Here is a 23,319-nt window from a genome sequence, read left to right on the forward strand (position 1 = left end):
ACCGGACTCCACGTCTGAACAAGTACTTCCCGCCCAACGTGTTTGCAATCTCTAAAAAGGGTAACACCTTGAGTGAGAGACTTGTTGGTACAAGTCAACCAGCTGAAAACTCGGACAACACTAGCAGTCGGAAGTCCTGGATGTAAGGGATACCGCGAACCACTCGGAGGAGGGTTCAACATGACCGCGATGGTCGCCCTGTGGGTCCTCGGTCCCGCGGCACTGTTCCTGACCCTGTCGCTCTATGTCGCCTTCGTGGGTTACCGCACGAAGGACCTGAAGTTCCGCAGCCAGATGACGACTCCGACGCCGGCGGTCGGCCGCCGGGGCCGGCTGGTCAACGTGGCGGTTCCGGCCGACCGGACGCCGCCGGCCGAGTACGTCCGGCCGGTCCGCCCGGTCGAGCCGGTCGGGCCGCGCACATGACCTCCGGTCGCCGCGGGCCGCTGACCTAAGGAGAGTTCGACGTGGAAGACAGCCGGATGGACGCGGTGCCGAGCGCGCCGCCCCTGGGGCCGGGAGACGGCCGGGCCGACCACTGGGCCTCCTGGGAGGAGACGCTCTCCTGGGAGGAGCCGACCGAGCGGGCCCTCCCGCTCCTGATGCTCACTCCGGTTCCCGGCCCCCGCGCGCCGCGCGGGCCCTGGCCGGGGACCGCCGGGGCCGTGGTCACCGGGATCGCGGTCCTGGTGATCACGGCCGAGCTGGGACGCCGGGCGGGTGCGCCGGCGCGGCTGACCGCGGTCTGCTCCGCGGGCGCCTGCGCCGTGGTGGTCGTGCCCCGCCTCGTGCCCCGCCTCCCCGCAACGGCTTCGCTTCCGCGCCACCGGTTCCGGCCGGCCTTCGCGGGCGCCGCGCCCTGAGCGTCCGCACGACGGGAATGACCTGGGACTGAAGGGAGGTATGTGGCCAAGGGGGGAGTTTGGCCTGCCTTCAGCCAAATTCTTTCGCCGGGGAACGGGACATAACGGATCTTTTCCCTCATACTTCGTAGTGACCGAAGAGAGGGATGACCCAGTGATCGGCCACAAGCGACCCCTGCCTCACCCGGACCCCTTCGTCGACGTCACCCGCGGATACATCACCCGCGTCGGCGACGCGCTGCAGGCGCGCGGGGTGCCGCTCTCGACAGTCTGGCTCGACCCGTCCCATCCTCGGGACGCCACCTTCGTCCTCGGGCTCCAGGCCCTCGTGTGGAACGAGTCCGAGGGGTTCGTGCTCGGGGAGTTCGTCTCCGGAGAGCCCGGCGCCCGTACCGTGCTGCGTGACCCCGTCCGGCTCGAAGGCGGTGTCCTGCCCGATCCGGATTCCGTCCCGGTTCTGCTGGAGCGCGGCGGCGCGGGTGCCCCGGTGTCCCTGCGGTCCTTCACCGCAGGCCACGACGGGTTCGAGGACGGGCTCGCCCGCCATCGCCTGGGGTGACCCCGCCGGCACGGTAACGGAGAAGGTTCGCCAAACGTGGCGAAACCGGTGGCGGATTACTGACGAAGCGTCCACTATGAGGATCTACGCGGCACGTATGAGGTTTCGACGTGCCGTGTCCCAGTTAACCGAACCGCCGGAGTGATCGTATGCCTGTCCGCCCCTGGAGTCCCGAGGATCTCGGGCGTCCTACGGACGGGACCTGGGCGGACGTCGCCTTCGGCCTCGGCGAGCTGTACGAGCGCGAGGACGACCTGGAGCAGGCCGCCGACTGGTACCGGCGGGCCGCCGAGTCCGGACGGGCCGACGCCGCGCTGCGCCTCGGCGCCGTGCTGGGGCGCCTGGCCGACGCCGGAGCGGCCGCCGACTCGGCCGAAGACCTTCTGGCCGAGGCCACCCGCTGGCTCAGCGGTGCGCAGGACGCCACCACACCTGACGCCATCGAGCTGATCACCGATATGCTCAACCGGCAGCTGCGGCAGGCCGCACGCCGCGGACTCGAACCGGCTCCGGCGGGCTGACGCGTTCGTGCTCGGGCGGGTGAACCGATCAGCCCCGCCGGTCGTCGGAGTCCATGAGATCGGCGACAGTGGAAGGTGGACGTGGTGAGCGGCGAGGAGCCCGGGTACGTGCCCCCGGACCACAAGACGACCACTGAGTTCAGCGCCCGCGGCAAGGCCGCGGCGCCTGGGGGGCTCCCCGGCTCGGACGAGGTGGCGGAAGCCGATTCGACCGTCGTCGACGACCCGGTGGACGATCTCTTCGACGCGGACGCGACGGTCCAGGACGTCCCGCGGGCGCACGACACGCCCTTCCAGGGCCTCCCTTCCGGCAGCCCCGAGGACTACTCGGAGGACGACGCCGAGGACGACCCGGAGATGACGTTCCAGGACGGCCCGGTCGACGAACCGGACGAGATCTTCCAGGATGATCCGGATGTAACGTTCCAGGACAGTCCGCCCGCTGCCCTGGAGGACGAGGCGTCCGTCACCGTGGTCGAGCCGCCGGCCACCGTCACCGACACCCCCATGGAACGGGCTGCCGCGCCGGCTCCGCCCGTCCCGCCGCATGAGGCCGTGGCGTTCGGGCACGGCGCGATGCCGGCGCCGGAGCACCCGCAGGCTCCTCCCGTCCCCCAGCAGCCGCCCGCTCCCCAGCGGAGGCCCGTGCCCGACCAGGTGTTCGTGGCCGGGCAGCCGCCCCAGGCGCCCCCGGCCGAGCGGCCCGCGCCCGTCGAGGCGCCGTGGACGGAGCAGTTCGCCTCCGAAGGCGAGGCGACGAATCCGGGCGAGGCGGGCAATCCTGCGTTCGCCTACGCCATGCAGGGCATTCCGCCTCTCGGTCAGGGGGCGATGGAGCCGGTGCACCACGGGTCGACCGCCCCGGCGGTGCCGCAGTCCGCGGTATCGCCGTCCGGCGGGATGCTCGGCAGCCCGTCGCCGTCCCGCTCCAAGCGCCCGATGATCGTGATCGCGCCGATCGCCGTCGTCGTGGTCCTGGTTCTCGCCGCCGTCGTGGTGCTGCTCGGCCGGGGCTCCGAGACGAAGGGCCAGGCGGGAGCGAAGACGTCCCCGACGGCGAGTGCCCCGGCGACACCGGGGGCCGGCGCCGGCCCGGCGACGACCGGCGCGCCCTCGCCCGGCGGGTCGCCCGCGACGCCCCCGCCGTCCGGCGGTCCGTCGGCGCAGCCGCCCGGAGGCCAGCAGCCGGGAGGGCAGCAGCCCGGCGGGCAGCCGCCCGTCTCGCCGCCTCCGGCGACCACCGCCCCGATCGGCCCCGTGGTGGCGGGCAACGGCATCACGTACCAGCTCGTCCAGCAGGACGAGGGGTACTTCGAGGGCAAGATGGTCATCACCAACCACACCCAGCAGCCGATGTCGACGTGGAAGCTGGCGTTCCGCGTCCCGCGGGCGAACGTGAAGAACGTCTGGGGAGCGCAGCTCGTGCGCGGCGGCTCGATGGTCGAGCTCCAGAACCTGTCCGGCGTCCCGGCGATCCCTCCGGGCGGCACGTGGGACGTCCAGTTCGGTGCGGCCGGGCCCGCGTCCACCCCGCAGGGCTGCTGGCTCAACGGCAAGGCGTGCGGCTTCTGAGCGGTCTACTAGGCTCTCGGACATGCGTATCGCCAGGTTCTCCACCGACGACGGCATGTCCTTCGGTGTGGTGGAGGAGAACACCGTCGCCGTCATCGCGGCCCATCCCTTCGGTGAGCTGACGTTCACCGGGCAGCGTCTCCCGCTCGCCGACGTCCGCCTTCTCGCGCCGATCCTGCCCAGCAAGATCATCGCGATCGGGAAGAACTACGCCGACCACGTCCGCGAGATGGGCGGGGACGAGCCGCCCGCCGAGCCGGTGCTGTTCTCCAAGCCGTCCACCGCCGTGATCGGCCCGGGGGAGGCGATCGCCTACCCGCAGAAACTGTCGGAGCGGGTCGACCACGAGGGCGAGCTGGCCGTCGTCATCGGCCGGATGTGCCGTGAGGTGCCGGCGCCCCGCGCCGCCGAGGTCATCCTCGGCTACACCTGCGCCAACGACGTCACGGCCCGCGACCTGCAGAAGAAGGACGGGCAGTGGACGCGGGCCAAGGGCTTCGACACGTTCTGCCCGATCGGGCCGTGGATCGAGACCGAGATCGACCCGGCGGACCTGGCGATCTCCACGACCGTGAACGGCGAGGTGCGGCAGGAGGCCCGCACGTCCCTTCTCCTGCACGACATTCCCAACCTGGTCGAGTACGTCAGCCAGGTCATGACGCTGCTGCCCGGCGACGTCATCCTCACCGGAACCCCCGCCGGCGTCGGCCCGCTGGACATCGGGGACGAGGTGACCGTCACGATCGAGAACATCGGCAGCCTCACGAACCGGGTCATCGCCCGCGACTGAGGAGGGCCTGGTGTTCACCGGATTCACCGACGAGGCGTTCTCGTTCTACGAAGGCTTGCAGAGCGACAACAGCAAGCCCTACTGGACGTCCCATAAGGAGACTTATGAACGCCACGTGCGCGAACCTCTGACGGACCTGTGCGCCGAACTTGAGGAGGAGTTCGGCGCGGTCAAGCTCTTCCGCCCCTACCGGGACGTGCGGTTCAGCAAGGACAAGTCCCCGTACAAGACGCACCAGGGCGGGCACACCAGCGAAGGCTTCTACATCCAGGTCGACGCGGACGGCCTCATGGTCGCGGGCGGCATGTACGCCCCGACCCCTGAGCAGCTCCGCCGTTACCGGGACGCCGTGGGCTCGGACACGTACGGCGGTGAACTCCAGCGCATCGTGGACGAGTTGCGCAAGGCCGACATGGAGATCGCGGGGGACCGGCTCAAGACCCGTCCACGCGGGACCTCCCCGGACCATCCGCGGCTGGACCTCCTGAGGCACCGCTCCCTCTACGCCCACTCGGGCTGGCCCGCCGACCCCTGGATGGCCGACCGGGAAGAGGTTCTCACCCGCGTGCGATCCTCCTGGCGGCGCCTCCGCCCGCTCGTCGACTGGGGCCGCGAGCACATCGGGCCGCCCGACTTCACCCGGTGACACGTCGGGCCAGGCCAATCGTTTTGGCCAAGGTCCCAAGGTCCTGTATTCTCATCGAGGCGCGAGCGACCGGCCGGAAACGGTTCGGAAGCCCGTACCTCACTGGGGTATGGTGTAATCGGCAGCACGAGTGATTCTGGTTCACTTAGTCTAGGTTCGAGTCCTGGTACCCCAGCTGCGTCCGCCCAGGCGGACACACGCCCCCGTCGTCTAGTGGCCTAGGACGCCGCCCTCTCAAGGCGGTAACGGCGGTTCGAATCCGCTCGGGGGTACGCGGCGGGGCCGCATGCTCGATGCCCTTCGGGCATCTTCGCCGGTGCCCGCAATGTCTCCCAGGGGGCGACCCCCTGGAACCCCCGGCTGTTCGGGCTCCGCCCTCACGTGGCGGGGCCGCATGCTCATCGAGCTTTGGTCGGTTTTGGTGGAGCCCGCAATTGTCGCTCCAGGGAGCCGCCCTCCGGAACTGTCGCTGTTCGACCTCGGCCGGTTTTGTGTGCGCCCGCACTTTTGAGGGCAATTCTCTCGCTTGGCCGTTCCAGCAACTCGGTACCTTCCTGGAATACAAGGCACGCCGGGCCGGGGTGCCGTTCCTGAAGGTGGATCCGCACCACACCTTCCAGAGATGTCTCGTGCCGTGATGCGGGCATGTTTCCCGCCGCAACCGGCCCACCCGGGACGGGTTCGCCGCGTCGTGTGCGGGCTCGTCGGCCCGGCAGACGACAGCGCCAGGCCTGGGCCGGGCGCAAGGGGCGCTACCAAGCTCGGCCGTGCACGGCCGAGAGGGTGACATGGGCTTCGGGGGCGGAGTCGGGTGAAATCGGGTCGAGGTGGGGGCGGGGGTCCGGTAGGCTGGGCGAGGCCCGAGCGGGAGACCGTGAGGGTTCATGGTCCGGCCCCCGTCGTCTAGTGGCCTAGGACGCCGCCCTCTCAAGGCGGTAACGGCGGTTCGAATCCGCTCGGGGGTACCAGCGACACCGCAGACCGTCATCCCTGGCGATCTGCGGTTTCTTGTTTTGTGGGGCTCCGTTCGGCGGCGCGGGCGTGTGCCGTACCGACCTGCACGTCCTTGAAGGGCAGTGGGCGGAGAAGTCGCAGGTCGAACTGCCGTACACGATCGGGCACGAGAACGCCGGGTGGGTGCACGCCGTGGGGTCCGCGGTCACCAACGTGGCGGAGGGCGACAAGGTGATCGTCCATCCGCTGATCACGTGCGGTCTGTGCCGGGCCTGCCGGTCCGGTGGACGAGCGCCGGCGGGCTCGGGCACATCGGCGTCCAGGTGCTGAAGGCGATCAGTCCCGCCGAGCTCATCGTGGTCGACCGCGACGCGGACGCGGTGAAGCTCGCCGCGGAGATCGGCGCCGACCACGCGATCGTCGCGGACGGCGGGCACGTCGGCAAGGTCCTCGACCTGACCGGCGGGCAGGGCGCCGAGGTCCTCGTCGACTTCGTCGGGTCCGCCGAGTACGCGCTGGACGACTTCCAGTCCGCGATCGACGACCTGGACGCCGGGCGGTCCGGGGCCGCGCCATCCTCACGCCGTGACGTGAACGGCCTCGCCGCCGGGAATGCTCCAGTACGTGAAGCCTGGGGCGAAGCGCTGGAACGGACTGCTCGTCGCGGTCATGGTGCTCGTCACGGTGGACGTGCTCGCGGACGGCCCGCTGCGGCGGCTCGACCACATCGTCCACGAGTTCTGCGACGCGCACATCCAGGGCGCGTCGCTGACGGCGGTCGACGCGTTCACCAAGCTCGGCCAGCGCGGCGTCCTGGTGGCGGTCATGGTTCCGCCGGCGCTCATCGCCGCGGCGCGTACTCGTTCCTGGCGCCTTCCCCTCATGAGCGCCGTCATCGTGGGTGGTGTGTCGCTGCTGCAGTTGGTGCTGAAGGCGGCGATTCCCAGGACTTATCCGATCAGTGAGACCGATGTGCTGTTCAGGCGCGGGGACGCCTTTCCGTCCGGGCACACCCTCAACGCGCTCGTGCTCGTCTGGGTCCTGCTCGAACTGCTCGTCGTCGCGTTCCCCCGCGTCCGCTTGCCGCCGCGCCGTCGCCGCCACATCGCGGTGACGACGGGGATCGTCGTGGCGGTGGCCCTCACACTGACCGACAAGCACTGGCTCACCGACTGCGTCTTCAGTGTCGCGCTCGGCCTGGTCCTGCTCCGCTCCTTGATCGTCATGGATCCGCTGAGACTCCACGGAAGACGCCTGGCGTGATACGACCAAGACGGGTGCAGCCGAGGAGATGAGGAGTGGTCATGGCCGAGCCGGTCGCCGAACGGCTGTCGAGTCCCGGCGGGACGCCGCTGGCAGCGCTCAGCTGGACCGATGCGCGGACGCGGCTGTCCGAGAACGAGACCTACCTGCTCGCGACGTCGGGCCCGGACGGACGGCCGCACGTCGTCCCGGTCCTCGGGGTCTGGCTGGACGGAGCCGTCTGCTTCAACACCGGGCGGCAGGCGCGCAAGGCCCGCGCCCTCGCGCGCAACGACGGATGCGCCGTCACCGTGCCCGGCGACGACGTCGACCTGGTGCTCGAAGGCACGGCGCACCTGGTTCGGGACGCCGACCGGCTGCAGCGGGTGGCGGACCTGTTCCCGGCCAAGTACCCGTGGTGGCATCCGGTCGTCAGGGACGGGGAGTTCTACGATCCGGCCGACACCGCGCTGAGCGACCCCCGGTACGTCTTCGCGGTCGTGCCGGCGACGGTCTTCGCGTTCGGCAAGGAGAAGGGCTTCAGCGCCACCCGCTGGCGCTTCTGAGGCCGACGGGGCGGCGGACCCGCTCAGCGCCGGGATGCGATCTTGGTGAGGACATATTCGATCATGGTGATCAGCACCCGCTTGGCCGAGTCCCGGCTGCGCACGTCGCACAGCACCAGCGGCACGTCCTCGTCCAGGTCCAGCGCGATCCGCACGTCCTCGGGATCCTTGCGCTCGGTGCCGTCGAAGCAGTTCACCGCGACCATGAACGGGGTGCGGCGGTCCTCGAAGTAGTCGACGGCGGCGAAGCAGTCGGCGAGGCGGCCCACGTCGGCGAGCACCACCGCGCCGATGGCGCCCAGCGCCAGTTCGTCCCACATGAACCAGAAACGCTGCTGGCCCGGCGTCCCGAACAGGTACAGCACCAGGTCGTCCGGGAGCGTGATCCGGCCGAAGTCCATGGCCACGGTCGTGCTGATCTTGCCGTCGACACCTGTGGTGTCGTCGACGCCCACACTCCGGTCTGTGAGGAGCTCCTCGGTGCGCAGCGGGCGAATCTCGCTGATCGAGCCCACCATGGTCGTCTTGCCGACCCCGAACCCGCCGGCGATGAGGATCTTCGCGGCGGTCAGCTTGCCCTCGCCTCCGGTGGGGGCCGCGCCCGGTTCGTGGACGGCGGTGTCAGAGTGCACGTAGTCCATTCAGCAGCTTCCTTAGTACGAGCTCGTCCGGGGCGTCGCCGGTGGGGGTCGGTTTCAGCACCCTGAGCAGGTTTTCGTCGCGCAGGTCGTCGACGAGGACGCGCACGACGCCGACGGGCAGGTTGATCTCGGACGCCAGGTCGGCGAAGGTGATCGGCCGCCGGCAGATCGCCACCAGCCTGCGGTGCTCGGGGTCGAGCCGCACCCGCCGCGGAATCGGCACACCGGTCGCCTCCAGCACGGAGATCAGGTCGAGGCTGTCGTCGCGTAGCCGCGTCCTGCCCCGCGTGACCGTGTAGGGACGGACGACCGGCCCCGCGTCGCCGTCAAGCCATTCGGTCATTGCTCACCCGGCCTCACCTGACGCTCGACCCCGACAGCCGGGGCATGACCGGCGGTCGCTCGGCGAGTCGCTCGGCGAGCTCGGTCATCTCGTACACGACCGCGCCCGCGTCCTCGTCCGGGGGGCTCAGCACGGCGAGGCACGCGTGCTCCCCGGACGGCACCATGAACACCAGCATCGAGTCCATCTCGATGACGCTCTGCATCAGCTCGCCGCCGCCGAACCGGCGGCACGCGCCGCGGGCGAGCCCCTGCACGCCCGCCACCAGCGCGGACAGATGCTCGGAGTCCTCCCGGCCGAGACCGGAGGAGCAAGCCACGACCAGCCCGTCTCTGGACAGCAGGACCGCACCGCCCAACCTCCCCGCGCCGCCGACCAACCCGTCGAGGAGCCGGCGCACGTCCTCGGCCGTGATCGGTGGTTCCGTCATCGCTCACCCTCGTCGTTCCGTTCGGCGGGCGGGACCGGCGGCGGCTCGGAGCGCCCGCGCCGCCATCCGCTCTGCATCGAGGCCATGACCGAACGGGCCCGCTCCGGCGAGCGTTCCACGCGTCCGGACGGCTGCGTCGCGTCCGGGGCGGGCGGTGCGGCTTCGCGCAGCTGCGGGGCCAGGTTCGCGCGGCGTACGCGGCGCGGCATCCCCGCGTGGGTCCCCGCGGTCGTGGACGCCGCCTTCGCCGGCGGCGGCTCGGGCGGCGGCTCGGGCGGCGATGGCATGCCGAGCGGGTCGTGGCCGGGGCGGGGCTCGGTGATGCCGACGCGGTGCCGTCCCACGGAGTCCATCGCATACTCCTGCGCGTCCCGGCCGGTGATGTACCGGGGGTCGGAGCCCGCCGGTACCGCGGTCCCGTCCGGAGCGGTCCCGGTCGGGGCGTTCGCCGGGACGTCCGCCGAATCGTCGTCGGCGTCGGCCACACCGCGGGTCCGGTCCGCCGACACGACGATCGAGTGCGGCAGGAGCACGATGGTCTTGATACCTCCGTAGGAGTTCGGCTCCAGTGCCACCTTGATCCCGTGCCGGTGTGCGAGGGTCCCGACGACGAACAGCCCGAGCTGCTCGCCGTTGGTCAGGTCGAACTCCGGCTCGCGGCTGAGCTGCTCATTGAAGGCCGCCAGCTTGTCCGGGCCCATGCCCAGGCCGCGGTCCTGGATCTCCACCACGAACCCCTGGCCCACCAGCCCGGCGTCGATCTCGACCGGCGTGTTCGGCGGCGACAGGACGGTCGCGTTCTCGATCAGCTCGGCCAGCAGATGGATCACGTCGGCGACGGCCGGGCCGACGATGCCCTCCTCCGCCGTGCTGACCACCTCGACACGGGCGTAGTCCTCGATCTCGCCGATGGCGCCGCGCAGCACGTCCAGGACGCCGACCGGATGGCGCCAGCCGCGACCGGGCGCGGCGCCGGACAGGATGATCAGACCCTCGGCGTGCCGCCGCATGCGGGTGGTGAGGTGGTCGATGGCGAACAGGTCGGCCAGGGCGTCCGGGTCGGAGGCCTTGCGTTCCAGCGTGTCCAGCATCGCCAGCTGGCGGTGCAGCAGCGACTGGTTGCGCCGGGCCAGGTTCCGGAACACCTGGTTCACCGCCGTGCGCAGTTCGGCCTGGCCGACGGCGGCCTCGATGGCGGTGCGCTGGACGGACGAGAACGCGGCCGCGACGTTGAACACCTCGGCCGTCCTGCCGACCTCCAGCGGCGGGGCGTCCGCCGCCACATCGACCTTGTCTCCGCGGCTCAGCCGTCGCACCACGTCGGGCAGCCGCTCCTCGGCCAGGGCGTGCGCGGTGCCCTGCAGGCCGCGCAGGTCGCGGCTGATGCGGCGGCCGAACCGGAGCATGAGGAACGCCGTCAGGAGGAACGCGACCAGGCCGGTGGCGCCGATGAGAGCGAGGCGCAGCAGGGTCTCGTCGGAGATCTGCTTGGCGTCGGCGGCCAGTGTCACCCGGGACTTTCCGAGCGCGCCGTCCATCTCTCCGATGGAGGCTCCCACGGCGGCCTTCCATGCGGCCGGGGTGACGTGCAGCCTGGATCCGGGACGGGTCGCCAGGATGCCGTCCTCCACCGCGGTGAAGGACTTCACGGCGGGGGACGACAGTGCCTGCTGGTAGGGAGCGCCGGTGGCCCGCTTGAGCTCGGAGAGGCTCGAGGTCTCCAGGTACCGCCGTTCGAACACCAGCTTGGTGACCGCGGTGTACTCGGCGGCGGTCATCCGGCCCCCGTCGGAGAGCACGCCGCCCACCAGCGCCGCCTCGCGTCCGAGCAACTCGGTGGCGCGCGACATGTTGGCCAGATGGAACGCCTGCTGGAGGCCGTCGCCGGCCACGAGCACGTTGACGTACCGGAAGTGGGCTTCGAGGACGTCGTTGTAGGCGTTGAACGCCGCCAGCCTCGTCATGGCGCGGGAGTCGACCTGGCCCCGGAGATCGTTGATCCGGTTGAGTTTTTCCATCAGCGTCGACAGCCGCTGCTTCATCGGGCCGTTCAGGGTGGCCTGGAACTTGCCGGAGCGCACGGCCCTGTTCATCTGGACGATCGTGCCGTCCATCTTCTTGCGGACGGCGTCCATCGAAGTGCGCGGCAGGAGGCCGTCGCGGCTCAGCCAGACCACCGACTCCTGCCGTTCCTGCGCAAGGGTGACCAGCATCGGCTGCGCGGCATTGCCGTAGATCTCGTTGGTGGTGTCGAGGTCGCGCTGGTTGACGGCCTTGGACGCGGTGCTCTGCGCCGCGAAGCCCCACAGCGTGACCAGTGAGATCATCGGGATGATGATCAGGCCGAACAGCGAGAACCGAATCGAGCGCCGGCGGGAGCCCCTCACCTGACGAAACGGACGAGGTCGGCGCGGATACGGCTGATGGGGTTGTTCATGGTGTCGTCTCCCAGGCTTGGTGATGCACCGGGCGGCTGAGTCTCGTGACACCGTAGCCACAGATTTGATCATTTGTCTGGAATTCTGTGGATCTTGCCGGGAGTCGATGGAATCATGTGGCGGCGTTCGGCAACCCCGGACCCTCACCCTGTCTCGGAAGAGGAGAACTCACGTGACGCCGCTGCAGGGCGAATCGACCGACCGGCTGGACTGGCTGATCGACGGGCTGGTCGAACGCGTGCCCCAGGTGACCAGGGCGGTGGTGCAGTCGGCGGACGGGCTCCTCATGGGGGCGTCCGCCGGCCTGAGCCGGGAGGACGCGGAGTACCTGTCCGCGCTGGCCGCCGGACTGCAGAGCCTCGCGCAGGGCGCGCGAAGCCAGTTCGACGCGGGGGAGGTGCATCAGACGATCATCGAGATGCGCAACGTGTTCCTGTTCGTCACCGCCGCGGGCGAGGGCGCCTCGCTGACCGTGCTCAGCGACGCCGACGTCGACCCGGCGCAGATCAGCTACGAGATGACCCTCCTTGTCGGACGGGTCGGCGAGCACCTCGCGACCCACCCTCGGCACTGACCCGGCCGCTCGCGTGGAGACGTGGAGACACGGTGTCCCTTGAGGTGCACTGGGGCGGCGTCGGCGCGATCGGCCCGATGGGGGCGTGGACCGGACGGGTAGCATGGGCCGGTCGGGGGCTTCATCAGGGGAATCGCGTCGGAAGGCGTCATGTCGCAGTTGCCGGTCACCAAGATCCACGGGAGTCGTAACGACATCCTGGTCATCGAGGGCGCGCCCGAGGACCGCTTTCCGGGCGGGCGGCTCACCAGTGCGGTGGAGCGGCTGTGCGACCGGAAGCTGGGGCTCGGATCGGACGGCGTGTACTTCGTGGCCGACGACGGCGACGGGACGGGCCGGGCCTGGTTCTTCAACCCGGACGGGTCCGCGGCGCTGCTCTGCGGCAACGGGATGCGCGGGGCCGGCAGGCTGCTGCTGGACCGCTACGACGCCGAGCAGATCGTCCTGCACACCGGCCCCTACGCGTTCACGGTGCGCGACGCGGGCCTGACGCCGCACGGCGTGCGGCAGACCGCGGTGGAGCTGCCGCCGGTCGACTTCTCACCGGCCGACCCGATCGTCGCCGGCGTCCCGTCCCCGGTGGTCGAGCAGGCCCTGGAGTCCTACCATGCGTCGCTGCCGGCGACCGCGGTGGCCGTGCCGAACTCGCACCTGGTCAGCGTCATCGACGCCTATGACGAAGGGGACCTGGTGAAGACCGGCCTGCGGGTGGCGGACACCCCGGAGGTCTTCCCGCTCGGCGCGAACGTCAGCTTCGTCCTGCCGCTGAGCGCGGACTCGTCCGAGGTCTACGCGCAGACGTACGAGCGCGGCGCCGGGCTGACGCAGAGCTGCGGCTCCGGCGTCGCGGCGTCCCGCGCGGTGCTGTCGCGGCTCGGCCGGGTCGCGCCGGACGTGCCGGTGCGGGTGCGCAACCCGGGCGGCGTCGCCCGGTCGTGGCTGCAGGAGCGGGACGGCCGGTGGCAGCCGGTCCTGGAGGGCAACGCCACGATCGTCTACCGCGCCGAGTTCGACCCGGACGACCTGGCCGGGGACGGGCCGCTCGCCTTCACGCGGGAGGACGACGACGCGGAGATCGCCGCGTTCGACGCGCTGTACCGGGAGCACCGCGAGGTCCTCGCCGCCGCCGGAGTGAACCCCACCATCTGACCCCGCCGACCTCCCACCGGGATGGCGGGTTCCCGACGTGTCCGGCCGGGTGTGGTGAAGACTGCGGACATGGAGTTCTTCGTCTACCACCGCGACCGGCCCGGCTCGATGGCATTGCGCTACGAGCTGCTGGAAGAGCACTGGTCCTACATGGACGGGTACGCGAAGGAGATGATCGCCCGCGGCCCGACCCTCACCGCCGACGGTGAGACGGCCACCGGCAGCGTGCACATCGTCGACCTGCCGGACGCGGCCGCCGCCCGCGCATTCGCCTTCGACGAGCCCGGCTACCAGGCCGGCGTCTACCGAGACGTGCTGGTGCGCCGGTGGCGCAACGCGCTGGGCCGCACCATGTGGGACTTCCCCGGCGGCCGGACCGGCGGCAGCCGCTTCCTGGTGCTCGGCCTCGGCTCGGGGGAGGCCGCCGACCTCGCCGTGCCGTCCGTCCGGGACGAGCTGATCGCGTACGGGCCGCTGCTGTCGGACGACGGCGCCACCTGGCTGGGGACGGCGGCACTGGTCCGCGCACCGGACGTGGACACGGCCCGCGCCGTCCTGACCCCTGACCGATACGCCGCCATCGAAGTCCACCCCTGGGAGTTCGGCGGCCGCCGATAACGGCTCCCAAGCACCGTGACCTCCGCCGCCATCGCTTGACCGGCGTGCGCCAGCGCGGCCGGGCGGGGGAGCTGGCGGGCAGCGGCGACCCGGGTAGGGACCACGCATGTGCGGATGGCTTGCCCACAGCGGCACCGTCGCCTTCCAAACGCCGGTGTGGAGGTTCGAACTAAAGGACCGGCCTGCCCGTTGGGGACAGACCGGTCCTGTGTGTTGCTGCTCGGTTCAGGCCAGTCGCGGTCTACAGCTCCTTCTGCAAGGAGCTGTCGTCCAGGCAGCGGACGCGGCCCCCTCGGATGATCACGCCTTCGACCGTCTTGGGGTCCAGAGGAACCCGCCGGTCCTCCACGGCCTCCAGGAAGGGGAGCAGGCCGTCATCCCATCCCGACGACGACTCCACCGCCGGCCCCACCGTGCGATCACACCGTCGTCGACCCACGGAATGATCAGCTGGTTGCCTACCCCGGCGCGCGGAAACGAGCGGACGGTTTCATCAGCCGGTTCGCCGCGGTGCACACGCAGGTGCCCTAGGCGGATCAGTGGGCCAGGACGGGGTCAGCGTGCCTCGTCGCCAGGACGCGGTTGGGTGATGACGGCGATGCCCCGGTCGAGGTCGATCCGGGTGGTCGGCGGCGCGCCGTCGCTCTCGTCGTGGCGGAGCACCAGCTGGGTCTGGCGGTGGGCGAGTTCGGTGCGTTTGCTGCCCTGAAAGATCGCGGTGAACTCTTCGAAGCCGGTCGCCGACAGCGGGGTGCCCGAGCGGCCGCGTAGCCAGGGCAGCAGTCCGCGGCCGGTGAAGCGTTTCCAGGCCAATTCCATGCCGGCCAGGGTCAGGAGCACGCCGGCCAGGGCGGGCAGTGCCGCTGCGTATGCCGCCATCGTTCAAGCCTCCTGGGCAGTGGGGGTCAGGTAGCGATGCAGGGAGGTCTTGGGGATCCCGGTCTTGGCGGCGATGACGCCAAGGGAGCCGACCTGAGCCCTCAAGAGGCGGACGTACTCGATCTTGTCCTCAGAGTATGCGACGGGACGGCCGATCTGGCGGCCGGCGGTTGATGGGCAGAGGGCCGGCCGGCGACGACAGGCGTGATCGTCGACAAGCTTCACCGCCGTGCATGCCACCCACGGGCGGCGGCGGGAGGGGCCCTGAGCAGGCAGCGGCAGCATCCCTGCTGGTGGGTAGCGGCGATCGAGGGTAGGGGGCACGCATGTGCCGATGGCTTGCCTACAGCGGTTCGCCGATCCTTCTCGACGAACTCCTCTTCCAACCGGAGCATTCGCTGATCGAGCAGAGCCGCTTTGCCCGGCTGGGAGCCGAGACCACCAACGGCGACGGGCACGGTCTGGGCCTGTACGGAGACGGCAGCGACGTCCCTCCCACGGTGGTCCGGAGCGTCGTACCGGCGTGGAGCGACCTGAACCTGCGCGAGCTCGCCGGCCACTTCCGATCGCGACTGTTCTTCGCGCACATTCGCGCCTCCACCGGATCAGCGGTGCAGCAGACCAACTGCCACCCCTTCCGCCACGGCCGGTGGCTGTGGATGCACAACGGGGCGATCGCCGACTTCGACCGCCTCAAACGCGATCTTGTATTCGCCGTCGACCCGGAGCTCTACCCGGCGATCCAGGGCTCGACGGATTCGGAGGTCATGTTCTTCCTCGCGCTCACCTTCGGGCTTCGCGAGGACCCACCGGCGGCGGTGGAGCGGATGGTCGGTCTGGTCGAGGCGACCGGGCGGGAGCACGGCGTCGAGCACCCGATCCAGATGACCATCGCGACATCTGACGGTGTGCGGTTGTGGTCCTTCCGGTACTCCAGCGAGAAACGGTCGCGGTCCCTTTTCTACAGCACCGAAGCGCGCAGTCTCCGGCAACTGCATCCGGAGAGCTTCGCCCGGGAGCAGCTGTCGGACGACGCGCGGCTCGTCGTTTCCGAGCCGCTGCGAGACCTGCCCGGCGTGTGGAACGAGGTGCCCGAGTCGACGTACATCGTGATCGAAGACGGGATGCACGAGGTACACCCGTTCCATCCCGCACCGCCCGCATAGCGGGATGGCCCGCTGATCGGCTTGCGCTGCTTGCCATCTTCCGAACGGTCGAAGGCGGTACCTGCGGTCAACGCAGGCGGCCGACCAAACCACAACCGGTGCCCGTGCACAGCTCGGGCACCCGCTCAAAGAACAGGAGTACCACCATGCGACACCCTGCTCGCGCCGCCGTCGCCGCCGTCCTCGGAGTCACTGTCGGCGTGCTCGGCGGGCTCGCCATGTACGGCCCCGTACACGCGAGCGCTCCCATCGCGATCACTGACGGTGTTCTGGCGGGCATCTACTGCGGCTTCGCTGCCTTCTTCAGCAGCCTCGCCGACCGCCGTTTCCGCACTGAGAGGGTCATCGGCAGCATCATCGGCTACGTGATCGGCGTCGAGATCGTCTTCCTGATGTCGCCCCTGCTCGACGACGCCCCGAGGGCGATCGCCGGGTCCATCATCGGGGGCGGCGCCTACGTCCTCGGTGTCTTCCTGGGCGGAATCATCGACTCGTCCGTCCTCGGCAGCATCGTCGGCGCCGTCAAAGGCCGACCCGCCAGGGACTGACCTCCGGCGGATCCCCATCCGCCGGACCCATCCGCAGGAGCCCGCCCGCCGGGCTCCTGTTTGTTTTGCCAGGTCGACGGCCGACCAGAAATGCCACGAAGACCGCCCTTTTCAGGGAGCCTGCCATCAGGGAGCGAGGTCGTCCCGCACTCTCCACGCGCTCCGTGGTGCCGGCTGGGCGGCCGTCCGGAGCGCACCCGTGAAGAAGATTCCGGGTTCCGGCTTACAAGAGGGTGACCGCCGATACGTGTCTGGAAGGCCAGATATGACAGGGAACCACCCGTGACACCCTCGACGCGCGCCGTACGCGCGCCAAAAGGGTCTTGGCATGAACCCGACCGATTCGCCGAGATCTACGACGAGTACTTCCCCCAGATCTACAGGTACGTGGCGGCTCGGCTCGGCCGCGACGACGCCGCCGACATCGCCGCTGAGACGTTCCTGGCCGCGTACCGCTACCGGGACCGGTTCGACCCGGCGCGTGGCGCCCTGCGGCCCTGGCTGTACGGCATCGCCACCAACCTTGTCGGCCAGCACCGGCGCACCGAGAACCGCCGCTTGGCGGCGATCGCCCGTCTCGGCACGGGGGCCGCGGCCGCCGGGCACGAGGAACGGGTCGTGGAGCGCCTCACCGCCGAGGGCATGCGCCCTCGGCTGGCGGCGGCCGTGGCCGCGCTGACCGAGGGCGATCGGGACGTGCTGCTGCTCGTAGCGGTAGGCGGCCTCGGCTACGAGGAGGCCGCGGCGGCGCTGGAGATTCCCGGGGGAACGGTCGGATCGCGGATGAGCCGGGCTCGAAGGAAGCTGCGGGAGGCACTGGGCCGGATCGATCACACGGACGAGGAGGAGTCCCATGGATGAGCTGACAATGCTCGCGGAGACGTTCGACGAGGGAGGCCCGTCGGCCCTGGAGACCGGTGAGGGGCGGCGCCGCCTGGAGGAGCTGATGCGGCCGACCGTTCCAGAGCCGCGCAGGCGGCCGTGGCGGAGCCGGTTCGGGTTCGGGCTGGGCTTGGCCGCCGCTGCCACCGCCGCCGCCGTGGTCGCGGCCGCATCCCTCGGGGGCGAGGGCGCGACCCTGGTGCTGCCCAAGGAGCAGGCGGCGGAGCAGCACCTCCAGGCGCGGACGTTCCTGCTGGCCGCCGCGACGAAGCTGGAGGCCGGGACGCCGCCGAAGGCGGGCCGCTTCTGGCGGCAGCGCACGCTCCGGGGGCAGGCGTGGCACGTCGTCTCCAAGGACGGGGGCTACGTGATCTACACGGAAGTGGAGAGCGACGCCTGGCAGCCGGGCACCGGACCGGGCCGCGGCCACTTCGCAGAGAAGGCCAATCCGGTGGGGCCGCGGACGCCGCAGGACATGGCGGCGTGGCGCAAGGCCGGGTCCCCGACGCGCTGGCGGGCCGAAGCCGACGGTGACCGCCGCGACCTGACCAGGGACGGCAAGCCGCTGGAGCCGCACCGACCCGGCTACATCCTGGATCCGAGCACCGATCCGCCGAGCGTGGAATCCCGGATCGCCTCCGGTGCGGACCCGGCCGCGTTCGTCGCGCTGGTACGCCGTGACGCCGGCTTTGTGGACGGCAGCGCCAACGAGCTGATGACCGGGGCCCGCTACATCGGTGACAAGCTGGCGGCGCCGAAGTCGCGCGCAGCTGTGCTGCGGATGCTGGCCGGGCTGTCCGGCATCCGGTCCATCGGGACGGTCCAGGACGCGTGCGACCGTACGGGCGTGGGCCTGGCCGCGCCGTGGGTCGAACGGGCCGACGGGTCGGTCGTGGAGTACCAGCTCGTCCTGGACCCGAACACCAACGACGTGCTCGGCGACCAGATGGTCCTCAAGAAGGCGGGCAAGACCGGGATGCGGCCAGGGCTGCGCTTCGACTACACCTGCACGCTCAGCGAGGGCTGGACGAACGAGACGCCTCCCCGCGATTGAAGAGGGGATGCTACCGGCCCGTCTGAACCCGGTCCGGCCAGGGGTTCCCAGGTTTGACCAGGATGTCGAAGTATGACGGGTCGCAGCCTGGATCGCTGGTACGCAAAGCCTTCACGTCGTAGCCCTCGTGAAGATCCATGAACTCCCACCACCCGGTCCCGACGACCTGGGGGTCCGTGTATGCCGAAGGAGGTGGGGGAGAACTCGGACTCCCGTTATTCCAGCCGCGGATTCTCACGCAGTACCCCGGCCCGACGTAGAAGCCGGCAGTCCCCGGCCTGTACCCCGACCAGCTCCCGCCCGGGATGATGTCATCGTAACCGGGGGCGTGTTTGTAATAGCCGTCCCAGAACTGGATGGCACCGATGCCGACCGTGCCTGTGTTGTGAACGTAATTGTGATACGCCGCCTGTGCTGATGCGGAGGGTGTCAGGCCGGTCAGGAGGGCTGCGGCCAGGGCAGTGATGGATGCCCATTTCACGCTCTTCATTTTTTCCCCTTTGTGCAGCGGTCAGGGAGCAGGCAGCACCAGGGAATACCGCGGCGGCTTCAGATCGGCTTCAGATCAGCTTCACCGCTGGCCAGAGCTTTCCAACAAACGATCACACCCGTGACGAGCGGATCCCGCCCCTTCCGGAAACCTGGCAGTGAAACGGCTGGTACGCGCCAGCCCGGGCGCGACCGCATAGCCTCTTCATGGAGCCGGATCCTGCGGCGACCAGGGAAGGAACCGTTGATGCCAGACCTCTTCGACCAGTTTGACGCGTTCTTGGGTGGATGGTGCGAGTTCCCCTCTGACGAGCTTGCGAAGACGCGGCAAGTGTTCAGGCCGGTCAGCGTGCCTAGAGGGGGGTTCCTGACCCGGGCCGGGGATCGGACGGATCGCGTCGCCTTCATCGGGCGGGGTCTGGTTCGTCTCTACTACACCGGCCCCGACGGGGTGGAACGTGCCCACGGGTTCCGGGCGGAGAACCAACTCGTGTGCGCCTACAGTGCGGCGCTGCGCGGTGAGTCGGCGGACGTGTCCATCCAGGCACTGGAGCCATGTTCCCTGCTTGTGGCCTCCCGCGCGGCCTTCGAGCAACTGCGGGCGGGGCACCAGTGCTGGCGGGAGCTGACCCGCCGGCTCACCGAGGAGCTGTACGTGCGGCAGGAACGCCGCCAGAGAGAGCTGCTGCTCGACGACGCGGCCACCCGGTATCTCAGTTTCGTCACCGAACACGCCGACCTGGCCCGGCGCCTCACTCAGCGGCAGATCGCGTCCTATGTCGGAGTCACCCCGGTCGCGCTGAGCAGGATCCGCACAAGGTTGATCTCGGTTAACGACACGGCCGCCGTTCGTTCCTAGCGTCGTGGTCATGACGACCATGCGCGCCGCGGCGGTCGAGCAGTTCGGTCCTGCGGAGAACCTCACCCTCACTGAACTGCCGGTCCGTGAGCCCGCCGAAGGCGAAGTGCTGATCCGGGTGGCCGCAGCGGCGGTGAACCCGCCGGATCTCGGCATGCGTGAAGGGCGATACCGGTGGCGGGAGCCGGTCCGGTTTCCCCTCGTCCCTGGCTGGGACGTGGCCGGCACCATCGAGGTGGGTACGGCCGACCTTCCGGTGGGCACTGCGGTCATCGCCGTCACCGCCCACTCACAGACCCAGGCCGGTGGATACGCCCAATACGTCACGCTTCCCGCGGGTTACGTGGCTCCCGCGCCGGCCGGGCTGGACTGGGCGCATGCGGCGAGCCTTCCGCTCGCCGGACTGACCGCACGGCAGGCGCTCGCAGTGCTGGATCTCGCCCCTGGCGACCGGCTGCTGGTGAACGGCCCGCTGGGTGCGGTCGGCGGATTCGCCACGCAACTCGCCGCACGGCAGGGCGTGAAGCTCGTGACCCAAGGACCGGCCGACGCGGCCCTGGACGTAATCGGAGGCATCACCGCCAAGAAGGCCTTCGCGGCGGTACGCGATGGCGGACGGTACGTCACAGTGGTTCCGGAATTCTGGGTCCCGGATGGCCAGTTCGCCTCAGCGCGCGGGATCGAGCCGATCACCGTGCTCGTGGAGCCCGATGGTGGTCAACTCGCCGAGCTGTCAAAGCTGGCGGCCGCGGGCGAGCTCACCACCCGGGTCGCGGAGCGGCTGCCACTGGAAAACGCGGCACAGGCCCACCGGCGGCTCGCCGTCGGCGGCGTGCGCGGCAAGCTGGTACTAATCCCCTGACCGTCAGAGTCCCGTTCAAAGCCTCACGGAGTTCCCCCACCGTCAGCTCCACGGTCTCATGGTGGTGGCGCTCTACCTCGATGTCATCGGCCATACGGTGCGCGGCACACGCCAGGTTCGAGTGCGGTGCACTCATCCGGCCCGACGGCTGTGTCGCCTGGGCCTTGCCTACCGGGCAGGGCCTCGACGCCACCACGCTGGTGCGTGCGCTGGGCACCTGGTTCGGCCAACCCGCCTGAGCGCCGTATTAACCGTCGTCTCAGGTTCGCTCGGTAGGAAGCAGGCATCAGACAAGCGATGTAACCCGTATGTAGGAGGCCAGTGATGGCAGTCAACGCAGCGCCGTCCGGGGAAGCGCCGGCCGGTCGGTTAGCCGGTCGGTGGGTGCCGTGGTTGGTGATCGGCATGTGGGTGGTGCTGGCGGCCTTCATGGTGCCGCTGAGCGGAAAGTTGAGCTCGGTCACCACCGACAGCGCCGCGGACACCCTGCCGGCCAGTGCCGAGTCCACCAAGGTGGCGGTGCTGGAGGACGGTCTCCCCGCCGGGGACGACAACACGTTCGTCTTCGTGTACCACCGCGCCGGCGGCATGACCGACGCCGACCGCGCGACGGTCGAGCGCCACTACAACACCCTTGCCAAGCGGTACCCGCCGAAGGTGGCGGCCCCGGCCGGCGGCGAGGACGAGGGCCCACCGACGAGATCCTCCACCGACGGCAAGGCGATGATGTTCACCCTCCCGGTGAGCACGACCTACGGCGGACCGGAGGCCATCGTCGGCCCGTTGCGTGACGCCGCGAAGGACCGCCCCGCCGGCCTGGAACTCGACGTGACCGGCCCGGCCGCGGTCGACGGCGACATGGACGCCGTCTTCGACGGCATCGACCTGCAGGTCTTGCTCACCACCGTCGTCGTCGTCACGCTCCTGCTCATCCTCACCTACCGCAGCCCGGTGTTGTGGTTCATCCCGCTGGTGGCCGTGGGCGCGGCCGCACTGACCGCGATGGCGACCGTCTACCTGCTCGTCAAGGGCTTCGGCATCGTGGTCAACGACCAGAACTCGGCGCTCCTGACGATCCTGGTATTCGGCGTCGGCACGGACTACGCGCTGTTGCTCATCGCCCGGTACCGGGAGACACTGCGCCACCACGAGAACGTCCGGGTCGCGATGGTCCACGCGCTACGCGGCGCGGCGCCGGCCATCGTCGCGTCCGCGGCCACCGTGGTCGCCGGCCTGCTCTGCCTGCTCGTCGCGGACCTGAACAGCACCAGCGGGTTGGGCCCGATCGGTGCGGCCGGCATCCTGTGCGCGCTGGTGGCCATGCTGACGCTGTTCCCGGCGGTGCTCGTGGTGCTCGGCAGGCGGATCTTCTGGCCGGCCATCCCGCGGTTCAGCACGGCCGTGGAGGAGAAGCCGGGGCTGTGGGGACGGCTCGGCACCGCCATCAGCCGCCGCCGGTGGGTGGCGGCGCTCGGCTCGCTCGGAGTCCTCGGCGTGCTCGCCATCGGGCTGGCGGGCAACACCGGCGCCCTGCGGGAGCAGGACCAGTTCCTGTCCGCGCCGGAGTCGGTCACCGGCTTCACCGTTCTCCGCCAGCACTTCCCGGAGCTCGGCGGCCAGCCGATGACGATCTTCACGCGGCCGGCGTACCAGGAGCGGGTGCTCGACATCGTCAAGGGCACTCGCGGTGTGACCCTGGCCATCCCGGGTCAGACCAGCGGTGGCTGGGCCGACATCTCCGTGTTCCCGACGGACGCGCCGGACACCGTCGCAGAGTACGACACGATCAAGCGGGTGCGCACCGCCGTGCACGCGGTGAGCGGGGCGGAGGCGATCGTCGGCGGGCCGAGTGCGGAGAACCTCGACACCGAGGTGACCACCAGCCGCGACGAGAAGCTGGTGATCCCGCTGGTGCTCGCCGTCGTCCTGATCGTCCTCGGGCTGCTGCTGCGCGCGATCGTGGCCCCGCTGGTCCTGATGGCCACCGTGATCGTCTCATTCACCGCAGCCTTCGGCGGCAGCGTGTTCGTCTTCGACACGATCCTCGGGTTCAAGGGGATCGACTATTCGGTGCCGCTGCTGGCATTCCTGTTCCTGGTGGCGCTCGGCGTCGACTACAACATCTTCCTGGCCAGCCGGGCCCGGGAGGAGACCGTGCGTCTCGGCACCAGAGAGGGCATGCTCAAAGCCCTCTCCGCCACCGGTGGCGTCATCACCTCGGCAGGCCTGGTCCTGGCGGCCACGTTCGCGGTCCTCGCCACACTTCCGCTGGTGATGCTGATCGAGGTCGGGTTCCTGGTCGCCTTCGGCGTGCTGCTCGACGCCCTGCTGGTGCGGTCGGTCCTGGTGCCCGCCCTCACCCTGCTCATCGGCCGGCGGATCTGGTGGCCGAGCCGGCTGTCCCGTCCAGCGGCGGAGCTGCCGGACGGTCAACAGTCGCTCGCCGACGACGAGGAGCCCACGCTGCAACGGTGAGCGCGGCGGCACGGACGAGATCCGGGACGGGGACCCAGGCCCGTCCCGGATCTTTTTCATGGGCCCGACGGTCGCCGCCCTTTGGCCCTGCGCGTGCGGCCGGGGCTTGGGGTCGGCGCACCGCGGTGTCCTGCCCCGACGGTGAGCCGCGCGGGGCCATGCCCGAGGGCCGCCGTCCCTTGTCCTGCGCCGCGCCCCC

General features: G+C 70.2%; 30 protein-coding genes, 3 tRNA genes and 1 pseudogene. 26 read left to right on the forward strand and 8 right to left on the reverse strand.

Annotation, left to right across the window (positions count from 1 at the left end):
- The first annotated feature begins 180 nt into the window (after nucleotides 1-180).
- The 15 genes and pseudogenes from ACQPZP_RS12405 to ACQPZP_RS12475 all read left to right on the forward strand — a co-directional run bounded on the left by ACQPZP_RS12405 (nucleotide 181) and on the right by ACQPZP_RS12475 (nucleotide 7,713).
- Entirely contained in the window at nucleotides 181-426 is a 246-nt protein-coding gene (locus ACQPZP_RS12405; protein ID WP_433477776.1) for a hypothetical protein, read from the forward strand.
- A gap of 41 nt (nucleotides 427-467) precedes the next feature.
- Nucleotides 468-863 (forward strand): hypothetical protein, encoded by a 396-nt coding sequence (locus tag ACQPZP_RS12410; RefSeq protein WP_433477777.1) that lies wholly within the window; start codon nucleotides 468-470, stop codon nucleotides 861-863.
- A 154-nt stretch (nucleotides 864-1,017) separates the two neighbouring features.
- A complete protein-coding gene (locus tag ACQPZP_RS12415) occupies nucleotides 1,018-1,422 on the forward strand; it encodes a DUF6292 family protein (protein ID WP_433477778.1) in 405 nt (134 codons plus the stop codon).
- A 149-nt stretch (nucleotides 1,423-1,571) separates the two neighbouring features.
- Entirely contained in the window at nucleotides 1,572-1,943 is a 372-nt protein-coding gene (locus ACQPZP_RS12420) for a hypothetical protein (protein ID WP_433467915.1), read from the forward strand.
- 84 nt (nucleotides 1,944-2,027) lie between these two features.
- Entirely contained in the window at nucleotides 2,028-3,515 is a 1,488-nt protein-coding gene (locus ACQPZP_RS12425) for a cellulose binding domain-containing protein (RefSeq protein WP_433477779.1), read from the forward strand.
- 22 nt (nucleotides 3,516-3,537) lie between these two features.
- Complete coding sequence (locus tag ACQPZP_RS12430; protein ID WP_433477780.1) at nucleotides 3,538-4,305, forward strand: fumarylacetoacetate hydrolase family protein; 768 nt, start codon at nucleotides 3,538-3,540, stop codon at nucleotides 4,303-4,305.
- 10 nt (nucleotides 4,306-4,315) lie between these two features.
- Nucleotides 4,316-4,951 carry a DUF2461 domain-containing protein gene (locus tag ACQPZP_RS12435; RefSeq protein WP_433477781.1) on the forward strand — a complete coding sequence of 212 codons (636 nt, stop codon included), beginning with the start codon at nucleotides 4,316-4,318 and terminating at the stop codon, nucleotides 4,949-4,951.
- Nucleotides 4,952-5,054: 103 nt separating this feature from the next.
- Nucleotides 5,055-5,126, forward strand: a tRNA-Gln gene (locus ACQPZP_RS12440).
- 24 nt (nucleotides 5,127-5,150) lie between these two features.
- Nucleotides 5,151-5,223 (forward strand) — tRNA-Glu (locus ACQPZP_RS12445).
- A gap of 21 nt (nucleotides 5,224-5,244) precedes the next feature.
- Nucleotides 5,245-5,589 (forward strand): zinc ribbon domain-containing protein, encoded by a 345-nt coding sequence (locus ACQPZP_RS12450; RefSeq protein ID WP_433477782.1) that lies wholly within the window; start codon nucleotides 5,245-5,247, stop codon nucleotides 5,587-5,589.
- A gap of 254 nt (nucleotides 5,590-5,843) precedes the next feature.
- Nucleotides 5,844-5,919 (forward strand) — tRNA-Glu (locus ACQPZP_RS12455).
- Between the two features lie 73 nt (nucleotides 5,920-5,992).
- Nucleotides 5,993-6,235: an alcohol dehydrogenase catalytic domain-containing protein gene (locus ACQPZP_RS12460; RefSeq protein ID WP_433477783.1), complete on the forward strand. Its 243-nt coding sequence runs from the start codon at nucleotides 5,993-5,995 to the stop codon at nucleotides 6,233-6,235.
- Between the two features lie 26 nt (nucleotides 6,236-6,261).
- Nucleotides 6,262-6,357, forward strand: a pseudogene (locus ACQPZP_RS12465) (hypothetical protein); the annotation flags it as partial.
- 172 nt (nucleotides 6,358-6,529) lie between these two features.
- Nucleotides 6,530-7,168 carry a phosphatase PAP2 family protein gene (locus ACQPZP_RS12470; protein ID WP_433477784.1) on the forward strand — a complete coding sequence of 213 codons (639 nt, stop codon included), beginning with the start codon at nucleotides 6,530-6,532 and terminating at the stop codon, nucleotides 7,166-7,168.
- Between the two features lie 41 nt (nucleotides 7,169-7,209).
- Nucleotides 7,210-7,713 (forward strand): pyridoxamine 5'-phosphate oxidase family protein, encoded by a 504-nt coding sequence (locus ACQPZP_RS12475; RefSeq protein WP_433477785.1) that lies wholly within the window; start codon nucleotides 7,210-7,212, stop codon nucleotides 7,711-7,713.
- A gap of 23 nt (nucleotides 7,714-7,736) precedes the next feature.
- Here the strand turns inward: ACQPZP_RS12475 and ACQPZP_RS12480 are convergent, their stop codons facing one another.
- Genes ACQPZP_RS12480 through ACQPZP_RS12495 form a run of 4 tightly spaced genes read right to left on the reverse strand, consistent with a single transcriptional unit; the run spans nucleotide 7,737 to nucleotide 11,454 of the window.
- Nucleotides 7,737-8,354 carry a GTP-binding protein gene (locus ACQPZP_RS12480; protein WP_433477786.1) on the reverse strand — a complete coding sequence of 206 codons (618 nt, stop codon included), beginning with the start codon at nucleotides 8,352-8,354 and terminating at the stop codon, nucleotides 7,737-7,739.
- Nucleotides 8,335-8,697: a DUF742 domain-containing protein gene (locus ACQPZP_RS12485; protein ID WP_433477787.1), complete on the reverse strand. Its 363-nt coding sequence runs from the start codon at nucleotides 8,695-8,697 to the stop codon at nucleotides 8,335-8,337. Before ACQPZP_RS12485 ends, ACQPZP_RS12480 begins: the two co-directional genes overlap by 20 nt.
- A gap of 13 nt (nucleotides 8,698-8,710) precedes the next feature.
- The gene (locus ACQPZP_RS12490) at nucleotides 8,711-9,127 is read right to left on the reverse strand and encodes a roadblock/LC7 domain-containing protein (RefSeq protein ID WP_433477788.1); all 417 of its coding nucleotides are present in this window, start codon (nucleotides 9,125-9,127) and stop codon (nucleotides 8,711-8,713) included.
- Nucleotides 9,124-11,454 carry a sensor histidine kinase gene (locus ACQPZP_RS12495; protein ID WP_433477789.1) on the reverse strand — a complete coding sequence of 777 codons (2,331 nt, stop codon included), beginning with the start codon at nucleotides 11,452-11,454 and terminating at the stop codon, nucleotides 9,124-9,126. The genes ACQPZP_RS12490 and ACQPZP_RS12495 overlap by 4 nt, the downstream gene beginning before the upstream one ends.
- Nucleotides 11,455-11,737: 283 nt before the next feature.
- Here ACQPZP_RS12495 and ACQPZP_RS12500 point away from each other — a divergent pair, with 283 nt between their 5' ends.
- The 3 genes from ACQPZP_RS12500 to ACQPZP_RS12510 all read left to right on the forward strand — a co-directional run bounded on the left by ACQPZP_RS12500 (nucleotide 11,738) and on the right by ACQPZP_RS12510 (nucleotide 13,906).
- On the forward strand, nucleotides 11,738-12,139 hold the full coding sequence (locus ACQPZP_RS12500) for a roadblock/LC7 domain-containing protein (RefSeq protein WP_433477790.1): 402 nt from the start codon (nucleotides 11,738-11,740) through the stop codon (nucleotides 12,137-12,139).
- 150 nt (nucleotides 12,140-12,289) lie between these two features.
- Nucleotides 12,290-13,288, forward strand: coding sequence for a diaminopimelate epimerase (gene dapF, locus ACQPZP_RS12505; RefSeq protein WP_433477791.1), 999 nt, complete (start codon nucleotides 12,290-12,292; stop codon nucleotides 13,286-13,288).
- A 69-nt stretch (nucleotides 13,289-13,357) separates the two neighbouring features.
- A complete protein-coding gene (locus ACQPZP_RS12510) occupies nucleotides 13,358-13,906 on the forward strand; it encodes a YciI family protein (protein ID WP_433477792.1) in 549 nt (182 codons plus the stop codon).
- A gap of 241 nt (nucleotides 13,907-14,147) precedes the next feature.
- On the opposite strand, the gene ACQPZP_RS12515 is transcribed toward ACQPZP_RS12510, so the two are convergent.
- From ACQPZP_RS12515 to ACQPZP_RS12525, 3 genes are all read right to left on the reverse strand, one after another.
- Complete coding sequence (locus ACQPZP_RS12515) at nucleotides 14,148-14,318, reverse strand: hypothetical protein (RefSeq protein WP_433477793.1); 171 nt, start codon at nucleotides 14,316-14,318, stop codon at nucleotides 14,148-14,150.
- A 143-nt stretch (nucleotides 14,319-14,461) separates the two neighbouring features.
- Nucleotides 14,462-14,785, reverse strand: coding sequence for a DUF6191 domain-containing protein (locus ACQPZP_RS12520; RefSeq protein WP_433477794.1), 324 nt, complete (start codon nucleotides 14,783-14,785; stop codon nucleotides 14,462-14,464).
- Between the two features lie 3 nt (nucleotides 14,786-14,788).
- Nucleotides 14,789-15,010 (reverse strand): hypothetical protein, encoded by a 222-nt coding sequence (locus ACQPZP_RS12525; protein ID WP_433477795.1) that lies wholly within the window; start codon nucleotides 15,008-15,010, stop codon nucleotides 14,789-14,791.
- A 101-nt stretch (nucleotides 15,011-15,111) separates the two neighbouring features.
- Between ACQPZP_RS12525 and ACQPZP_RS12530 the strand changes: the two genes are divergently transcribed.
- From ACQPZP_RS12530 to ACQPZP_RS12545, 4 genes are all read left to right on the forward strand, one after another.
- Entirely contained in the window at nucleotides 15,112-15,951 is an 840-nt protein-coding gene (locus ACQPZP_RS12530; RefSeq protein WP_433477796.1) for a class II glutamine amidotransferase, read from the forward strand.
- Nucleotides 15,952-16,097: 146 nt separating this feature from the next.
- Entirely contained in the window at nucleotides 16,098-16,499 is a 402-nt protein-coding gene (locus ACQPZP_RS12535; protein WP_433477797.1) for a hypothetical protein, read from the forward strand.
- Nucleotides 16,500-16,781: 282 nt separating this feature from the next.
- Nucleotides 16,782-17,360, forward strand: a complete 579-nt coding sequence (locus ACQPZP_RS12540) for an RNA polymerase sigma factor (protein WP_433477798.1) — start codon at nucleotides 16,782-16,784, stop codon at nucleotides 17,358-17,360.
- Nucleotides 17,353-18,435, forward strand: coding sequence for a hypothetical protein (locus tag ACQPZP_RS12545; protein ID WP_433477799.1), 1,083 nt, complete (start codon nucleotides 17,353-17,355; stop codon nucleotides 18,433-18,435). Before ACQPZP_RS12540 ends, ACQPZP_RS12545 begins: the two co-directional genes overlap by 8 nt.
- A 10-nt stretch (nucleotides 18,436-18,445) precedes the next feature.
- Here the strand turns inward: ACQPZP_RS12545 and ACQPZP_RS12550 are convergent, their stop codons facing one another.
- On the reverse strand, nucleotides 18,446-18,925 hold the full coding sequence (locus ACQPZP_RS12550; protein WP_433477800.1) for a hypothetical protein: 480 nt from the start codon (nucleotides 18,923-18,925) through the stop codon (nucleotides 18,446-18,448).
- 246 nt (nucleotides 18,926-19,171) lie between these two features.
- On the opposite strand from ACQPZP_RS12550, the gene ACQPZP_RS12555 reads away from it, so the two are divergent.
- From ACQPZP_RS12555 to ACQPZP_RS12570, 4 genes are all read left to right on the forward strand, one after another.
- Nucleotides 19,172-19,783, forward strand: a complete 612-nt coding sequence (locus ACQPZP_RS12555) for a Crp/Fnr family transcriptional regulator (RefSeq protein ID WP_433477801.1) — start codon at nucleotides 19,172-19,174, stop codon at nucleotides 19,781-19,783.
- Between the two features lie 10 nt (nucleotides 19,784-19,793).
- The gene (locus ACQPZP_RS12560; RefSeq protein WP_433477802.1) at nucleotides 19,794-20,645 is read left to right on the forward strand and encodes an NADP-dependent oxidoreductase; all 852 of its coding nucleotides are present in this window, start codon (nucleotides 19,794-19,796) and stop codon (nucleotides 20,643-20,645) included.
- Nucleotides 20,646-20,725: 80 nt separating this feature from the next.
- On the forward strand, nucleotides 20,726-20,884 hold the full coding sequence (locus tag ACQPZP_RS12565; protein ID WP_433477803.1) for a hypothetical protein: 159 nt from the start codon (nucleotides 20,726-20,728) through the stop codon (nucleotides 20,882-20,884).
- A 145-nt stretch (nucleotides 20,885-21,029) separates the two neighbouring features.
- Nucleotides 21,030-23,120, forward strand: a complete 2,091-nt coding sequence (locus ACQPZP_RS12570) for an MMPL family transporter (protein ID WP_433477804.1) — start codon at nucleotides 21,030-21,032, stop codon at nucleotides 23,118-23,120.
- The last annotated feature ends 199 nt before the right edge of the window (nucleotides 23,121-23,319 follow it).

This window comes from Spirillospora sp. CA-142024 (assembly GCF_050942325.1).
Taxonomy (GTDB): domain Bacteria; phylum Actinomycetota; class Actinomycetes; order Streptosporangiales; family Streptosporangiaceae; genus Spirillospora.

Bases quoted from the DNA above. Each gene is read 5' to 3' on its own strand.
- ACQPZP_RS12405 (WP_433477776.1), top strand. From the start codon at position 181: ATGACCGCGATGGTCGCCCTGTGGGTCCTCGGTCCCGCGGCACTGTTC.
- ACQPZP_RS12420 (WP_433467915.1), top strand. From the start codon at position 1,572: ATGCCTGTCCGCCCCTGGAGTCCCGAGGATCTCGGGCGTCCTACGGAC.
- ACQPZP_RS12430 (WP_433477780.1), top strand. From the start codon at position 3,538: ATGCGTATCGCCAGGTTCTCCACCGACGACGGCATGTCCTTCGGTGTG.
- ACQPZP_RS12450 (WP_433477782.1), top strand. From the start codon at position 5,245: ATGCCCTTCGGGCATCTTCGCCGGTGCCCGCAATGTCTCCCAGGGGGC.
- ACQPZP_RS12475 (WP_433477785.1), top strand. From the start codon at position 7,210: ATGGCCGAGCCGGTCGCCGAACGGCTGTCGAGTCCCGGCGGGACGCCG.
- ACQPZP_RS12480 (WP_433477786.1), bottom strand. From the start codon at position 8,354: ATGGACTACGTGCACTCTGACACCGCCGTCCACGAACCGGGCGCGGCC.
- ACQPZP_RS12485 (WP_433477787.1), bottom strand. From the start codon at position 8,697: ATGACCGAATGGCTTGACGGCGACGCGGGGCCGGTCGTCCGTCCCTAC.
- ACQPZP_RS12490 (WP_433477788.1), bottom strand. From the start codon at position 9,127: ATGACGGAACCACCGATCACGGCCGAGGACGTGCGCCGGCTCCTCGAC.
- ACQPZP_RS12495 (WP_433477789.1), bottom strand. From the start codon at position 11,454: ATGATCTCACTGGTCACGCTGTGGGGCTTCGCGGCGCAGAGCACCGCG.
- dapF (WP_433477791.1), top strand. From the start codon at position 12,290: ATGTCGCAGTTGCCGGTCACCAAGATCCACGGGAGTCGTAACGACATC.
- ACQPZP_RS12510 (WP_433477792.1), top strand. From the start codon at position 13,358: ATGGAGTTCTTCGTCTACCACCGCGACCGGCCCGGCTCGATGGCATTG.
- ACQPZP_RS12520 (WP_433477794.1), bottom strand. From the start codon at position 14,785: ATGGCGGCATACGCAGCGGCACTGCCCGCCCTGGCCGGCGTGCTCCTG.
- ACQPZP_RS12530 (WP_433477796.1), top strand. From the start codon at position 15,112: ATGTGCCGATGGCTTGCCTACAGCGGTTCGCCGATCCTTCTCGACGAA.
- ACQPZP_RS12535 (WP_433477797.1), top strand. From the start codon at position 16,098: ATGCGACACCCTGCTCGCGCCGCCGTCGCCGCCGTCCTCGGAGTCACT.
- ACQPZP_RS12545 (WP_433477799.1), top strand. From the start codon at position 17,353: ATGGATGAGCTGACAATGCTCGCGGAGACGTTCGACGAGGGAGGCCCG.
- ACQPZP_RS12550 (WP_433477800.1), bottom strand. From the start codon at position 18,925: ATGAAGAGCGTGAAATGGGCATCCATCACTGCCCTGGCCGCAGCCCTC.
- ACQPZP_RS12555 (WP_433477801.1), top strand. From the start codon at position 19,172: ATGCCAGACCTCTTCGACCAGTTTGACGCGTTCTTGGGTGGATGGTGC.
- ACQPZP_RS12560 (WP_433477802.1), top strand. From the start codon at position 19,794: ATGACGACCATGCGCGCCGCGGCGGTCGAGCAGTTCGGTCCTGCGGAG.
- ACQPZP_RS12565 (WP_433477803.1), top strand. From the start codon at position 20,726: ATGTCATCGGCCATACGGTGCGCGGCACACGCCAGGTTCGAGTGCGGT.